Origin of the sequence: Streptomyces griseoaurantiacus (genome assembly GCF_036189845.1) — a bacterium.
Taxonomy (GTDB): Bacteria; Actinomycetota; Actinomycetes; order Streptomycetales; family Streptomycetaceae; genus Streptomyces; species Streptomyces griseoaurantiacus.
Genome location: NZ_CP108326.1, coordinates 3,841,399 through 3,856,138, shown reverse-complemented (window position 1 = coordinate 3,856,138; position 14,740 = coordinate 3,841,399). Strand labels below are relative to the sequence as shown.

11 protein-coding genes are annotated in these 14,740 nt (G+C 74.4%); 9 read left to right on the top strand and 2 right to left on the bottom strand.

Translation table 11 applies throughout. The annotated features are described in order from the left end of the window. Nucleotides 1–3 precede the first annotated feature (3 nt). The 7 genes from OHB09_RS17200 to OHB09_RS17170 are packed head-to-tail and all read left to right on the top strand — an operon-like array spanning nt 4 to nt 7,641. Nucleotides 4–435 (top strand): phage tail protein, encoded by a 432-nt coding sequence (locus tag OHB09_RS17200; protein ID WP_006138826.1) that lies wholly within the window; start codon nt 4–6, stop codon nt 433–435. Between the two features lie 38 nt (nt 436–473). Next, on the top strand, nt 474–1,226 hold the full coding sequence (locus OHB09_RS17195) for a CIS tube protein (RefSeq protein WP_006138825.1): 753 nt from the start codon (nt 474–476) through the stop codon (nt 1,224–1,226). Continuing rightward, nucleotides 1,226–3,130 (top strand): VgrG-related protein, encoded by a 1,905-nt coding sequence (locus tag OHB09_RS17190; RefSeq protein WP_093591356.1) that lies wholly within the window; start codon nt 1,226–1,228, stop codon nt 3,128–3,130. The genes OHB09_RS17195 and OHB09_RS17190 overlap by 1 nt, the downstream gene beginning before the upstream one ends. Nucleotides 3,131–3,178: 48 nt before the next feature. After that, the gene (locus OHB09_RS17185) at nt 3,179–3,625 is read left to right on the top strand and encodes a GPW/gp25 family protein (RefSeq protein ID WP_006138822.1); all 447 of its coding nucleotides are present in this window, start codon (nt 3,179–3,181) and stop codon (nt 3,623–3,625) included. Beyond that, a complete protein-coding gene (locus OHB09_RS17180; protein ID WP_328922206.1) occupies nt 3,625–5,583 on the top strand; it encodes a putative baseplate assembly protein in 1,959 nt (652 codons plus the stop codon). Before OHB09_RS17185 ends, OHB09_RS17180 begins: the two co-directional genes overlap by 1 nt. A gap of 25 nt (nt 5,584–5,608) precedes the next feature. Then, complete coding sequence (locus OHB09_RS17175) at nt 5,609–6,241, top strand: phage tail protein (RefSeq protein WP_328922205.1); 633 nt, start codon at nt 5,609–5,611, stop codon at nt 6,239–6,241. Then, on the top strand, nt 6,238–7,641 hold the full coding sequence (locus OHB09_RS17170; RefSeq protein ID WP_328922204.1) for an NADase-type glycan-binding domain-containing protein: 1,404 nt from the start codon (nt 6,238–6,240) through the stop codon (nt 7,639–7,641). Before OHB09_RS17175 ends, OHB09_RS17170 begins: the two co-directional genes overlap by 4 nt. A 7-nt stretch (nt 7,642–7,648) precedes the next feature. Here OHB09_RS17170 and OHB09_RS17165 read toward each other — a convergent pair whose 3' ends face one another. Together OHB09_RS17165 and OHB09_RS17160 are read right to left on the bottom strand one after the other, a co-directional pair. Then, nucleotides 7,649–8,410 (bottom strand): DUF4142 domain-containing protein, encoded by a 762-nt coding sequence (locus tag OHB09_RS17165; protein WP_006138816.1) that lies wholly within the window; start codon nt 8,408–8,410, stop codon nt 7,649–7,651. Nucleotides 8,411–8,564: 154 nt separating this feature from the next. Further along, nucleotides 8,565–9,938 carry a helix-turn-helix transcriptional regulator gene (locus OHB09_RS17160; protein ID WP_006138815.1) on the bottom strand — a complete coding sequence of 458 codons (1,374 nt, stop codon included), beginning with the start codon at nt 9,936–9,938 and terminating at the stop codon, nt 8,565–8,567. Between the two features lie 161 nt (nt 9,939–10,099). Here OHB09_RS17160 and OHB09_RS17155 point away from each other — a divergent pair, with 161 nt between their 5' ends. After that, entirely contained in the window at nt 10,100–10,285 is a 186-nt protein-coding gene (locus OHB09_RS17155; protein WP_006138814.1) for a hypothetical protein, read from the top strand. A 96-nt stretch (nt 10,286–10,381) separates the two neighbouring features. Then, nucleotides 10,382–14,734: an NACHT domain-containing protein gene (locus OHB09_RS17150; protein WP_328922203.1), complete on the top strand. Its 4,353-nt coding sequence runs from the start codon at nt 10,382–10,384 to the stop codon at nt 14,732–14,734. Nucleotides 14,735–14,740 lie beyond the last annotated feature (6 nt).

The following is a 14,740-nucleotide window of genomic DNA, read 5'->3' as shown; positions in this document are numbered from 1 at the left end:
TGGATGTCCGAAGAGACCGACCCGGGTTCCACCATCTTCTTCACCCTCACCATCGACGGCGAGGACCTCGGGACCTTCAACGGGTGCGAGGGGCTGTCGTCGACCGTGGAGATCGAGCAGCGGCAGGAGGGCGGCAACAACGGGTTCGTCTGGCAGCTCCCGACCCGGGTCACGTTCTCCCACATCCGGCTGACCCGCCCCCTGACGGCGGAGACCTCCAAGGTCGCCGCCTGGATCTCCTCGGTCACCACCGGCATCAGCCGGCCCACCGCCCAGATCGCCGCCCTGCGCGCCAACGGCTCCGAGGTGGCCCGCTGGGGGCTGATCGACGTGCTGCCGGTGAGCTGGCAGGGCCCCCAGCTCGACCCCTCGGGCCCGGCCGTCGCCACGGAGGTCCTGGAGATCGCCCACCACGGCTTCACCGACACGGACTGAGCGGCGCGGGCGCACGGAACGGAGCGAAGGAACACGCCATGGCCAAGGGCCACAACGCCATGAACAGCCTCAACGACATCGCCGCGGGCGCCGGCATCAGCCTGGCGCGCGCCACTCTCGCGATCCACGAGCCGCCGCTCGGCTACAGCACCACCCCGGGCATGCTGACGAAGACCCTGGAGTTCGACTTCAACCCCGCCGAGATCCAGCTCGGGCGCCGCGCCCAGTGGAAGGCGGCCCCGGCGCAGGCCGTCCGGGACGGCTCGCTGCCGGAGTTCCTCGGGCCGGAACCGCGCGAGATGAGCATGGAGGTGTTCCTCGACGAGTCGGACGAGCCGGACGACGACGACGTGCTGAAGAAGGCCCGGACGCTCCTGTCCTGCTGCGAGGTGACCTCGCGGAGCCTCGCGGCCAAGCAGCCCTCGCCGCCGTGGGTGGTGTTCCAGTGGGGGGCGTTCTCCACGGCCCGGTTCACCGCGTACGTCAGCTCGGTGGACGTCACGTACACGCTGTTCGGGACGACGGGCGTGCCGATCCGGGCGACCTGCCGGCTGAGCCTGCACGAGATCCCGAACACGACCCAGGGGCAGAATCCGACGTCCGGGGCGCTCACCGCGCAGCGCGTGCACCGGGTCGTCGCCGGCGACTCACTGCAGTCGCTGGCCTGGCGGGAGTACGGCGACGCCGCCGCCTGGCGGGCCATCGCGGAGGCCAACGGCATCGACGACCCCTCCCGGCTGTCCAACGGCGCGGAACTGGTCCTTCCGTCCGCCGAGGAGGTGCGGCACTGATGGTGCGGGCCGCCTTCTCCAGCATTCTCGGCGTCACCCTCGACGGCAGGCAGTTGCCGCCGGAGTACCGGCCCCTGCTGGTCGAGGGCTGGGTCGACCAGGGCGTCGGGGTGCCCGCCGCGTTCCGGCTGACCTTCCGCGATCCACGGCACCTGCTGCTGCGCGACCTGAAGGTGAAGTTCGGCACGGCCGTGGTGCTGACCCCGATCGCCGACGGCGACGGCGTGGGGAACCCCCTGCTGACCGGCGAGGTCACCGGCATGGAGACCGACTACGACGGCGTCGGCACCTTCACCGTCGTCCGCGGCTACGACCCCGGGCACCGGCTGATGCGCAGCCGCCGGGTGGCCGCCTACCGCAACCAGAGCGCCTCCGACATCGCCCGCAGGCTGGCCGCCCGGGACGGTGTGGACCTCGGGCGGATCGAACCGACGAAGACGGTGTACGACTTCATCAGCCAGTCCAACGTGAGCGACTGGGACTTCCTGTCCCGGCTGGCCGACGAGAACGAGATGGTCATGTCGCTGGACTCCCGTGGCCGGTTCTGCTTCGAGAGGCCCGACCCGGCCTCCGGGGCCCCGCCCACGTCGATGCCCGGCGCGAAGAGCTCGTCCGTGCTCCAGGGCGGTGTCGACATCCTGAGCTGCCGGGCCGCCGTGACCGCCGCGGACCAGGTCGCCACCGTGGAGTCGCGCGGCTGGGACGTGACGACGAAGAAGGAGGTCATCGGCACCTCCCCCGCGCGCACCAACCCCGGGATCGACATCGGCAGGACACCCGGCGAGGCGGCCACCGCCTTCCGCGGCGGCAAGCTGGTCGAGACGGACCGGCCCTACGACCGCCAGTCCGAGGTCCGTTCGGCCGCCGCCGCCCTCTCCGACGACGTGACCGCCGCGTTCGCCGAACTGGACCTGACGGTGCACGGCAACCCCCACCTGCGGCCCGGGATGCCCGTCACGCTGAGCGATGTCGGCGAGCCCTTCGAGGGCAAGTACACCGTGACGTCCGTGCGGCACGTCTTCGGCGACGGGCGGGCCTACCGCACCTCGGTCACGGTCAGCGGCCGGCAGTGGCGCTCGCTGTACGGGCTCGCCTCGGGCGGCGCCACCACGGCCGGGCCCCGGCTGCCCGGGGTGGCCAACGCGCTGGTCACCGACGTCGACGACCCGCTGAAGCAGGGGCGGGTCCGGCTGCGGTTCCCCTGGCTGGACGACACCTACGTCAGCGACTGGACCCGGACGGTGCAGCTCGGCGGCCTCGACGGCGGCGGGATCTTCCCGCTGGACGTCAACGACGAGGTGCTGGTCGCCTTCGACCGGGGCGCCCTGGACCACCCGTTCGTCATCGGCGGGCTCTACAACGGCCGGGACACCCCCACCAGGGTCGCCGACGTGCCGCTGCACGACACCGTGCGCAAGAAGGCGAGCCGGCACACGGTCTCCGACCGGGACGGCAACCGCGTGGACCTGCTCAGCCAGAAGACCGGCGGCCGGAAGCAGGGTGTGCGGCTCACCACCGGCGACGAACGGCTGACGATCACCCTGGACCGCACCCGCACCGAGATCGTCGTCGACAGCGCGGGCGACGTCACGATCAAGGGCGGCCGTTCGGTGTCCGTGGAGGCGGGCACCGACCTCACGCTCAGCGCCCGCCGCAACCTGACGATCAAGAGCGGCGGGACGCTGAACGTCGAGGGCCGCGGCCCGGTCAACGTCACGTCCCTCGCGGGCGCGGTGACCGTGGACGCGATGGGCGCCCTCAGCCTCAAGGCGCTCGGCGCCACGACGGTCACCTCCGGCGGCACCGTCCAGGTCAACTCCGTCGCCAACGTCGGCATCCGCGCCGTCACGCTCGCGCTGCAGGGCGTGGTGCTGGTCAACAACAAGCCGTATCCGATCCCGTGATGCCGCGACCGGCACCGGGCCACGAGAAGAAGGGCGGGTGAAGCCGTCATGGCCGAGCAGTTCGTCGGATCCGGGTGGGCGTTCCCGCTGCGGATCTCCCCGACCGGGGGCATCGCGCTGGTCTCCGGCGAGCGGGAGATCGAGGAGGCGATCCGGCTGATCCTGGCGACCGCGCCGGGGGAGCGGCCGATGCGCCCCGAGTACGGCTGCGCCATCCACGACATGGTGTTCTCCCCGGTCAACGAGGCCACCGCGGGCCGCGTCCAGCACGAGGTGCACGCGAGCCTGGACCGCTGGGAGCCGCGCATCGAGGTGCACGACATCGACGTCACCGCGGGCCCCGACGAGGGGATGCTCCTCATCGACGTCCGGTACTCGATCCGCGGCACCAACAACCCGCGCAGCCTCGTCTTCCCGTTCTACGTCATCCCCTCCCACGAGGAATCCGACACCGCCGGCCCCTCGCGGGGCGCGGCTCCCGAAAGCGACCTGTGATGGCCCTGCCCTCCCCCAACCTCGACGACCGCCGCTTCCAGCAGTTCGTCGACGACGCCAAGCGCTACATCCAGCAGCGCGCCCCGGAGTGGACCGACCACAACGTCTCCGACCCCGGGGTCACCCTCGTCGAGACGGTCGCGCACATGGCGGACCAGATCGTCTACCGGCTCAACCGGGTGCCCGACAAGAACCACCTGGCCTTCCTCGACCTGGTCGGCATCACCCTCTTCCCGCCCTCCGCCGCCCGCACCGACCTCACGTTCTGGCTGTCGGCCCCGCAGGAGGACCCGGTGCTGCTGCCGGTGGGCACCGAGGCGGCCACCGTGCGCACCGAGAGCGAGGAGGCGGTCGTCTTCGCCACCGAGCGCGCACTGACCCTCGTGCCCTGCGCCCTGCGATACCTGGTGACCCAGGGCGCCGGGGAGGCGGTCACCGACCGCACCACCGACCTCGCCGAGGGCGAGGACGTCCTGTGCTTCGCCGAGGCCCCGCGGCCCGGCGACTGCATGGTCCTCGGGCTGTCCGCGGCCGTGCCGCACTGCGCGGTCGCCCTCGAGCTGGACAGCAGGGTGGACGGCGTCGGCGTGGACCCCCGGCAGCCGCCGCTCGTGTGGGAGGCGTGGACCGAGGACGGCTGGGTGACCTGCGAGGTCGACCGGGACGGCACCGGCGGCCTCAACCGGCCCGGCGCGGTCGTCCTGCACGTCCCCGGCGGCCACGTGCTGTCCCGCACCGGCGGCCAGGAGGCCGGCTGGCTGCGCTGCCGGGTCACCGAGCCGCTGCCCGGCCAGCCCTTCTACACCACCTCCCCGACCGTGCGGTCCGCCGAGGCCGTCACCCTCGGCGGCACCGCGCCCGCCGTGCACGCGGAGACCGTGTACGACGAGGCGCTCGGCGAGTCCACCGGCCTGCCCGGCCAGCGGCTGCGCCTCGCCCACGCGCCCGTCGTCGGCGACGACCCGCCGCTGCTGCTGCAGACGGCGGGCCCCGAGGGCTGGACGGACTGGACGGTCGTGCCGCACTTCGCCGCCTCGGGCCCCGAGGACCGGCACCTCACCCTCGACGCCACCACCGGCGAGATCGCCTTCGGCCCCGCCGTCCGCGAACCCGACGGCTCGCTGCGGCAGTACGGGGCCGTCGCCGCCAAGGGCGCGGTCGTCCGCGCCCGCCGCTACTGCACCGGCGGCGGCCGCTCGGGCAACGTGGCGCGCGGTGCGGTGCGGGTGCTGCGCTCCTCCGTCCCGTACGTCTCGGAGGTCGTCAACCGGGAGGCCGCGCGCGGCGGCGTCGACGGGGAGACCGTCGAGGAGGCCAAGGCGCGCGCCCCGATCACCCTGCGCGCCCAGGAGCGGGCGGTGACCCTGCGGGACTACGAGGAGCTGGCCCGCAGGGCCGCCCCCGAGACCGCGCGCATCACCTGCCTGGAGGGCGAGGAAGGAGAGCACGGGGCGTACGCGGTACGGGTCCTGGTCGTGCCGCAGGCGGTGCCGGACCCCGGCGGCCGGCTGCGCTTCGAGCAACTCGTCCCCGGCGACGCCCTGTTGTCCCGTATCACCCGCCACCTCGACGAACGCCGGCTGATCGGCACCCGGCTGGCCGTCGGCCCGCCGTTCTACCAGGGGGTGACGGTAGTGGCCACGGTGCACGCCTTCCGGGGCGTCGACACCGACAAGGTGCGCCGCCGGGCGCACGACGCGCTCTACCGGCACCTCGACCCGCTGACCGGCGGCGCCGACGGGAAGGGCTGGCCCTTCGGCCGACCCGTGCAGTCGGGCGAGGTCTTCGCGGTCCTGCAGCGGGTCCCGGGCGTGGAACTCGTCGACGAGGTCACCCTGCACCCCGCCGACCCGCTGACCGGCAAGCGCGGCGAGCCCACCGACCGCATCGATCTGAGCCGGCCCTCCCTGGTGTTCTCCTACGACCACCGGGTCCGCGTGATCGGCGAGGGCGCGTGAGCCGCCGCCCCGGGAGGAGGACCCCGTGAGAGGTTCCGTCGACGGGCTCGCCTCGTCCGCGCCGCTCGGCCCCACCCTGCCCGCCGTCTTCGCCGAGGACGACCTCGCGCAGCGGTTCGTCGCCGGCCTCGACGAGGTCCTCGCGCCGATCCTCAACGTCCTCGACTGCCTCGAGGCCTACTTCGCCCCCGCCCTGGCGCCCGCCGACTTCGTCCGCTGGCTCGGCGGCTGGGTCGGCGCCGAGACGGACGGCACGGAATCCGGCGGCCTCCCCGCCGACCCGGCCCGCTCGGGCGACCCGTCGGACCCCGCCGAGGCGGGTGAGCGCGCGCGGGCCGAGGCGAGACTGCGGGCCGCCGTGGCCGCCGCCGCCCACCTGCACCGCATCCGCGGCACCCGCGCCGGCCTCGCCGAGACCGTGCGGCTCGCCTTCGGCGCGGAGCCGGAGATCACCGAGAGCGGCGGCGCCGACTGGAGCGCCCGCCCGCTCGGCCCGTTCCCCGGCGAACCCCGCCCCCGGCTGCACGTCCGGCTGCGGCTGCCGCGGCCCACCCCCGCCGACACGTACCGGCTCGACGCCCTCGTCGCGGCCGCCCGCCCCGCCCACATGCCCTACACGGTTCAGGTGACCGCCGCCGAAAGGAACCCGGAGAAATGACCACGCAGAACTGCGCAGAGTGCGGGACCCGCGCGGAACCGGGTCAGTCCTTCTGCGACGGCTGCGGTGCCGTGCTCGGCTGGACCGGCCGCGGCCGAGGGGACGGCGCGGGCGACACCGCCCGGCCGGCCCGCCCCCCGCTGCCGACCCGTACCCCGGCGCCGGCCGAACCCGCGCCGGCGGCCGGGGCCTCGGTGACCGAGACCCGGTCCGGCGACCCCACCTGGGACGCCTTCTCCCGGGCCGATCCCGCCGACCCGCTCCTGACCCGCAGGCCCGACCCGGCCCTGCCCGAGTCCCCCGACCCCGACCCCGGCCCCGACCCCGACCCCGGCCCCGGGGCCGCCGCGGCCCCCCGTACCGCCGGGGCCGCCACCGACACGGACACCGGCACCGGCACCGGCACCGCGGACGTCCTCGACACCCTCCCCACCCCCCTGTCCGCCGGCCCGGCCACCGCCCCTGCCCAGGACGCCCGGGACGCCCCGGGCGGCCCGGAGGCACTGGCCGACCGGGCGCGTTCGCTGCTGGTCCCCGTCGACGAGCCCGCCCCCCGTACCGTCCCGCGACCGGCCGTCGCCCCCGTGCTGCCCGGCGTGCCCGTGGCCGACCGGCCCGAGGTGCGGGCGCCCGGGCAGGCGGCCGGCGCGATCGGCGGACCGCCCTGCCCCTGGTGCGCCACCCCCAACCCGCCGGGCCGCCACTACTGCGTCCGCTGCGCCATGTCCCTGGCGGGCGAGGAGCAGGCGGCCGTGAACCGCTCCTGGTGGCGCCGGATGACGGACTTCGGCAACCGCGAGACGCCGTGGGCCGGGGACCGCCCGCGTCTGCGCCGCACCTTCGACCGCATCCTGACCTGGGTGGTCGCCGCCCTCGTGCTCACCGGCGCCGTCTACGCCTGCTTCCAGATCCCCCGGGGCGTCCAGGCCACCCGCGACCACTTCGCCAAGCGCGCCCCGCTCTCGCCCGACACCGTCCGCGCCTCCCGCTCGTACCCGGGACACAAGCCGGCGCTCGCCTTCGACAAGCTCAACAACACCTGGTGGGGTCCGGGCGTGGTGCAGTCCGGCAAGGGCGAGTGGATCGAGGCACGGTTCGCGCAGCCCACCCGCCTGCTGGACGTGCTCGTCACCTCGGGGGTCTCGACCCACGCCGACGAGCTGAACCAGTCCGCGCTGCCGCACTTCCTGGAGGCCCGCATCACCACGGCCGACGGGCGCACGAGCACCCGGAGGATCGCTCTCGACCAGGTGGCCGGCGCCCAGCGCCGCGCCTTCCGCGCCCACGACGTCACCGCCGTCCGCCTCACCGTCGAGTCCTCCTACGCGGCCTCCGAGAAAAAGCAGGTGGCGCTGGCGGAGATCGAGTTCTTCGGCCCCTCGAACGCGAACGGCTCCTGAGCCCGCCTCAGCTCGCCGGTTTGGTGATGTCCCCCGCGCCCGGGGTCGCCGGGACGACCGTGGCCGGGGGAGTGAAGCCGGGCGGCGGCGTCAGCGGCTGGACGGCCGTGCCGGGCTGTGCGGGCGGCGGGGTGAGCTGGTCGCTGGGCAGCTTGGGCGGTGTCGTCTCCTGGAACAGCACCTGGTTGAAGTTCACCAGCCCGGTCGCCTCGAGGATCGTGATGTGGTCGAGGACGGTGATGTTGGCCTGGTTGGCGAGCTGACGGACCAGGGTGTTCTCGGTGTTGGCCCGGATCTTGGCGATCGTCGAGAAGATCTGCCCGTGGGTGACCCGCAGGATGTTGGCGAGGTCGGAGTCGAACTGCTTGCCCTTGTCCGACTTCAGCGTCGAGACGAAACCCTGCTGCTGCGGGCTCGCCTGGTTGGGCAGCGCGATGTTGAGCTGCTGGGCGACCCTGCGGTCGGCCTCGTCGAGCGTGGCGTGCCCGTTGACCAGGTGCTGCCCGGCGGTGCGCACGGCCTCGGTGGTGCCCTTGCTCAGGGCCAGTTCGCCGGCGGGCAGTTCCCAGAGCCCGGCGGCGCGCACCTTGACCACGAAGTCCCGGTCGGCCTCGGTGAGCGGGCCGCTGGGGGGATTGGCGATCACGCGGCTCGACTGGGAGGCCGTCGTCTGGAACCCCAGCATGGTGGGGTAGGCGATCGCCGCCATGGTGAGGGCGAGTGCGCCTCCGACGAAGAGGGTTCCCGCCGCGCTACGTGAAATGCCCATGGCACCTCCTGATCGCGTCATCGCTCCACCGCGGGCGGAGCCGGACGCCCAGAGATACGGACGCGTCGCGCGGGCACGCCTAAAGGAAGGGCAAAATCGACGGGGCCCTCACGTGTCACTCGTCACAGACGGCCATCGGGCCGCTCCCGCCCGGTCACAGCGGGGGCTGTGCCGGGGCCGGACCCAGCGTGGTGGTGCCGGGGGCGGTGCGGTGGCCGAGGCCCGTGCGGTAGGCGTCCAGGGCGGCCTCCACCCGGTTGGTGCGGCGCAACAGGTCCCCCAGCAGCCGGCACAGGTCGGCCAGGTCCCCGACGGCTCCCGCGCGCTCCAGGAGGCTCAGGGCGCGCACGTAGTGCTCCTCGGCGGTGTCCGTGTCCCGGGCGTCCTCGGCGATGATGCCGAGCAGGCGGTGCGCGGCGGCGGCGTGCACGGCCCCGCGTTCGGGGGAGAGCCCGCCGAGGACGCCGTGCAGCAGCTCGGAGGCCTCCTCGGAGCGCTGCCTGCGGTGCAGGACGTCCGCGAGCTCCACCGCGACCTGGCTGCTGTACAGGGCGGCCGAGGTCTCCGAGAGCATCGCCAGCGCCTCGCGCAGCTCGCTCTCCGCCCGCTCCAGCCTGCCGTCCTGCGCGTACAGATAGCCGCGCATCCAGTGGCAGTTGGCCAGTTCGGTGCGGATCTGGAGCTGCCGGTACAGCTCGGCGGCCTTGGCGAGCGAGGTGTCGGCCTCGGCGATGCGGCCCTCCGCGATCAGCGTGCGGGCCACCGAGCGGTGCATCCGGGCGAGCAGCGCCGGGTCCTCCACCTGGGGCGCCAGCGCGAGCGCGAACTCGGCGGCCTGCGCGGCCCGCGCGTGGGTGCCCATGTCCATGTAGGGGCCGATCGCGCTCGCGTACAGCAGCAGCAGCGCGTCCGGGTCGTGCAGACCGGAGCGGTTGAGTTCGTCGAGCGTGGTCTCCAGCAGGTAGCAGGCGTACCGGATCTCGCCCGCCAGGTAGTGGGCGACGGCGCGGCCGCGGACCGCCGGGACCCGGGCGGGCAGCGGCGCCCCCGCGTCGGCCAGGCACCGCTCGGCCCGCTCGAAGTACTCGCGGGCCTCGGTGACGTCCCCCATGTCCATGGCGCACTCACCCAGCCCGAGCAGCGCGGCGGCCTGCTCGGCGGGCAGCACGTGCTCCTCCGCCTCGGTGAGCAGCTCCGCGTACTGTTCGGCCGCCGCCGGCGCCTCCCCGGTGGCCAGCGCCCGCTGCGCGTCGGTCAGCCGCAGCCGCAGTCCGGTGGCCAGGTGGGGCGAGCGGCCGGTGGCGAGTTCCTCGAAGGCCACGCCGAGCCGCTCGGCGATGTGCCGCAGTGCCGGGTCCGAGGCGCGGACGCGGCCCGCCTCCAGGGTGGAGATGTAGGCGGGGGTGTACGCGGGTTCGGCGAGCTGCCGCTGGGTCAGCCCGCGGGCGGTGCGCAGGCGCTGCACCCGCCGGCCGATCACCTCCGGCCGGTCGCGGTCCTCCTGCTCACCCGCAGCATGTTCTCCCACAGCCCCAACTCCCCCTGGATCCCTTGTGGTCAGGCTCCCACAGGCTCTACGTTAAGCGCCGTATTAAACACGCTTAATGCAGCACTGTCATGCGAGGCCGACCGCCGGCGCCGCCGATCGGCCGCGACCGCCGTTCGCCCGCCGACCTTGCGAGGTTCCTCATGACCCGAGGCACGTCCGCGCGATACGTCCGAGGACTCGGTGCCGCGCTCATCGCCGTCACCGCCCTGCTCCTGGCCGCCAACGCCGGCCCGGCGGGCGCGGACCGCGAGGAGACGACGACGGTCCACCAGGTGGGGGACACCGGGATGGCCGGCATCGCGGGAGTGACGGCACGGGAACGGTGACGCCGGGCCCGTGACGCCGGGCCGGTGACCACCGCCGGGCGCTGAGTCCGCCCGGATCCCCGCACCTTCGGCCACCGGGTGCGCGATGATGCGGCGGTGGTGAACTCGCGGGAGGCGCGCGGAGTTCCGCGCCGGGGTCTGGTCGCGGGATGGGGAGCGCTGGTCGTCGTCGGGGTGGCGGCGCTCTGTCTGAACGGGCCCCGGCTGTCGGCTTCGGTGAGCACGGTCGTCGCGGTGGTGGCGCTCAGCGGGGCGACGGCGTCCGGGACCCTCCTGTTCAGGGACCTGTTCCGGCGTAGGTCCGCGCCGCTCCTCATGCGCCGCTCGCTCCCGGACCAGTTGGCCGCCCTGCTGCTCGCCCAGGTCCGCTCCGTCGAGTCCGACGCGCTGCGGCGGCTGGAGGGGGTGCTCTCCCCGCCGCTGCTCGTCCGCCCGGACGATCCCTCCGGGGCGTCGGTGTACTGGAGCCTGGCGGAGCTGCACAGGGACCGGCGCCGCAGGCGGGTGGTCCTCGTGGGGCCGCCCGGCTCGGGCAAGACGACCGCGGCCCACCGGTTCGTCCTGGACCGGGCCGAGAACCACCAGGACGGCGAGCCCGTGCCGGTCCTGGCCGACCTCTCCACCTGGGACCCGGCCGTCACGGGCGCGCAGGAGTGGTTCGTCTCCGCGCTCGCCGAGCGGTACCGGCTGGAGAAGGACGACGTACGCGCCCTGGTCGCGGCGTGGCGGGTGCTGCCCGTCCTCGACGGGTTCGACGCGATCCCCGCGCCCCAGCGCGACACGGCCGTCACCCGGCTGCGGGGATGGCTGGCCCGCTCCCGGGGCCACGTCCTGACCTCCCGCTCGGAGACGCACGAGGTGACGCGGCAGCGGGCCCTCGGAGAGGTGGTGCACCTGGGCCTGCTCCCGGCCTCGACGATCGCGAGCCACGTCGCCACGGTGGGCGGCGACCGCTGGGCACCCGTGGCGCGGGCCTTGGAGGCCCACCGGGACAGCCCCCTGTCGCACGCCCTTTCCTCCCCCTGGCTGCTCTCCCTCGCGGTCAGCGGCTACGCGGACCCGAGCCTCCGTGACCCCGCCGAACTGACCGGCGACCGCTTCCCCGACGAGGACGCGATCCGGCAGCGGATCCTCGACACCGCCGACCCGACCGCGACCATCGAGGGCCACAGCGGCAGCAACCGGCGGCAGCGCCTGGAACTCCTCACCGACGCGATGGGCGGCGAGGAGGACGGGCTGCTGCTGTGGTGGCGGATGGCGAAGAAGTACGGTTCGCGAAAACTGTGGGCGGCGCTCGCGGTGGTGCTGCTGGTCGTTCCGCTGTCGTTGGCGTGCGCCGTCGACGGCCACCTCGGCGGACGGGTCGCGTGGATGCTGCTGCCCGCGTCCCTCCTGCTGTTCGCCTCGCAGGCGCGCACCGCACCCGTACGGCTGCTGCGTCCCCGGGCGCCCCGTGTCGTGGGCGCGGCGGCGGTGGCGGCCGTGTGCGTCTGGGGTGCGCCCTTGACCGGCGTTCCGGGTGCCCGGCCCCTGGTGCTGTCCTCGCCCTCCGGTCTCGTCCTCCTCCTCGCCTGCCTGTGTGCCGGATACGTCGTCGTCGCCACGCGCGCGGACACCGAACCCTCCGAGGGCCGGACAACGGGTGACCTGCGCGCCAACGGACGGGTGGCACTGGCCAACGCATGCGGGTTCACCGTGCTCCTCTGCCTCCCCGCGGCCCTCACCACGGACGGTGGTGGCTGGCAGGCGCTGCCGTGGTATGTCCAGATCGCCCTGCCCTCGGGCGTGTTCGTTTTCTCCCTCCTCGTCGGCAGTGCCTGGGGAAGGTACCGGCTGACCCATCTCCGCTTCGTGCTCAGCGGGGACCTGCCGTCGGCCCTGGGCCGGTTCCTGACAGCGGCGGAGACGCACGGTCTTCTGGTCCGCGCCGACGGCTACGGCCGGGGCTGCCACGCGTTCCGCAACGACCTGGTCCGCACGGCGCTGGCCACCGGAGGCGCACACCGGCTGCCCCACGTACGGGCCGTGCAGGTGGCGGCCACGGAGATCCGGGAGGAGACCGTCGCCCTGCCGGAGGCCATCGCCTACCTGACCTACACGGCGGACGGCGACGCGGAGACGTACGAGCGCGAGGCGGAGCGGTTCGGAGACCGCGTCGCCTCCGTCCTCGACAACGAGCTGCGCACGGTGGCGGACGCCGGACGGCCCGCGTACGAGCGCTACCGGCAGGCACGGCAGCGGATGACCGAGTCACTGCGCGGGCCCCGGTGGGCGCGGCCGGCCGCGGCGGGGTGGTACGGCACCGGGGCGATAGTGGCGTCCGCGCTGGCCTTCGCCGCCGGCGCCAGGTCGGGCCCGAGCAGCAGCGATCGCCCGACGTCCGCGGTCGCTCTCCTGGCCGTCCTGATGATCGGCGCGTTCCTGCTCGGCGAAAGGCGGGAGCACCTGTTGCCCCGCTGGAGACCGGACGCCCGTGCTCCGATCGACCGATCCCATGTGCTGGACACCTGGGACCTGGCAACATTTCTGGTCCTCCTCAGCCTTCTCGCGGCGACATTTGTCGCCCCCCTCGTCCCCGACCACGCCCGCCCCCACGTCACGTACACCGCCGGCACCCTCGCCCTCCTCCTCGCCCTCGCCTGGCTCCACGCCCGGCCCTACGTCGTCCGCGCCCGAGCCACCCGCAGCGAGGACCCCGACGACTGGCCCGAGTCGTCGGAACCCCGCTACCGGGACGCCGCGCGGCAGGCGCGGCGGGACTGGCTGACCGCCGTCGCGCGGGACGGGCTGATGCCGTTGCTACGGGGCTCGCTGCGGGCCGGGGACGACACCGCCGCCGTGCCCGTGCTGCCCACCGTCGACCCCTCACGGCTCACCGGGACCCGCCGCTCCGACCAGTTCGTCGGCACCTCCGCCACCGCCGAGATCGACTACCACCTGCGCGAACTCGACAGCGCGAGCATCGGGATCAGCGGCCCGCGCGGCGCGGGCAAGTCCGGCCTGATGCAGCGGTTCTGCACACCGGGGCCCACCTCGGCCGCCGACGACCTGCTCGTCCTCGTCCCCGCGCCGACCTCCTACGACCCCCGCGAGTTCCTCGTCCACCTGTTCGCCGAGGTGTGCCGCGCGATCACCGGGGAGGCGCCCGGCGCCGACGGGCGCCCCGGTCCCGTCCCGGGCCGCCGTACCGCGCTGCTGCACCGGGCCGGGGCCGCCCTCACCACCCTCGCGGGCCTCGTCCTCGTCCTCGGCACGCTGTTCCGGCCGCAGTTGGCCTCCGCCGCCCACCGGGTCACCGGCCACCCGCACGCCCTGCTCGTCGCGGCCGGCGCGGTACTCGTCGCGGCCGGGGTGGGCTGGTCGCTCACCCCGTTCACCGGGCCGGGCGGGCCGCGCCGCCGCCGCGGCACCCCGCGCGGAGGCGCCGAGGCCTCGGCCGCCGCGCATCTGCGGCTGCTGCATTACCAGTTGACGTACCAGCACGGCCGCACCGCACAGCTCGCCCTGCCCGGCGGGCTCCAGGTCTCGGACGCCGGGCAGACCCAGCACACCCGGCAGCTGCTCACCTACCCGGAACTGGTGGGCCGGTTCCGGGAGTTGCTGGACCATGTGGCGCTGGAGCGGCGCGCGCTCGGCGGGCGGGTCGTCATCGGGATCGACGAGCTGGACAAGGTCGGCAGCGCGCAGGAGGCCGAACGCTTCCTCAACGACCTCAAGGCCGTCTTCGGCATCCGGGGCTGCCACTTCCTCGTCGCCGTCTCCGAGGACGCCCTCACCGCCTTCGGCCGGCACCTGCTGGACGTGCGGACTGTCTTCGACAGCGCCTTCGACCGGGTCGTCGCCGTCCGCCCGCTCGACCTCGCGCAGGCCCGGCAACTGCTCGAACTGCGGGGCGTCTGGCTGCCCGACCCGTTCCTGTGGCTGTGCCAGATCCTCTCCGGCGGGCTGCCCCGTGATCTGCTGCGCGCGGTGATGAGCCTGGCCACGCACCGCGCGCTCGGCCAGCTCACCGGGCTTCCCCGGCTGGCGGAGCGAATGATCGAGGACGACGCCCGGGCCGTGCTCTCCGCACAGACCCGGCACGCGGCCGGCCTGGAGGGCGCCACCGCGCCCGCCGTCGCCCGCTGGATCGCCGACGTGGCGCAGGGAACGGTGGCGGCGGACGACTGGGAGGCGGCCCTGGGCCGGGTGCCCCCCGTCCCGCCGGAGGAGTACGAGACGGCCCGTGTCGTCGCCCAGGTCCGCGCCTATCTCGCGCTCGGCGCGACCCTCCTGCGCACCTTCACCGGTACGGCCGTGACGGCGACCCGGGGGCCGGTGCCCGACGGCGCCGTGGACCACCTCACCGCTGCCCGCGCCGCCCTCGCCACCGAGCCGGAGACGTCCTGGGCCGCGGTGGTCCGCCACCGCGCCGGGAACCCGCCGCTGCCGGCGCTTCCCGAGCCGTAGCGGACG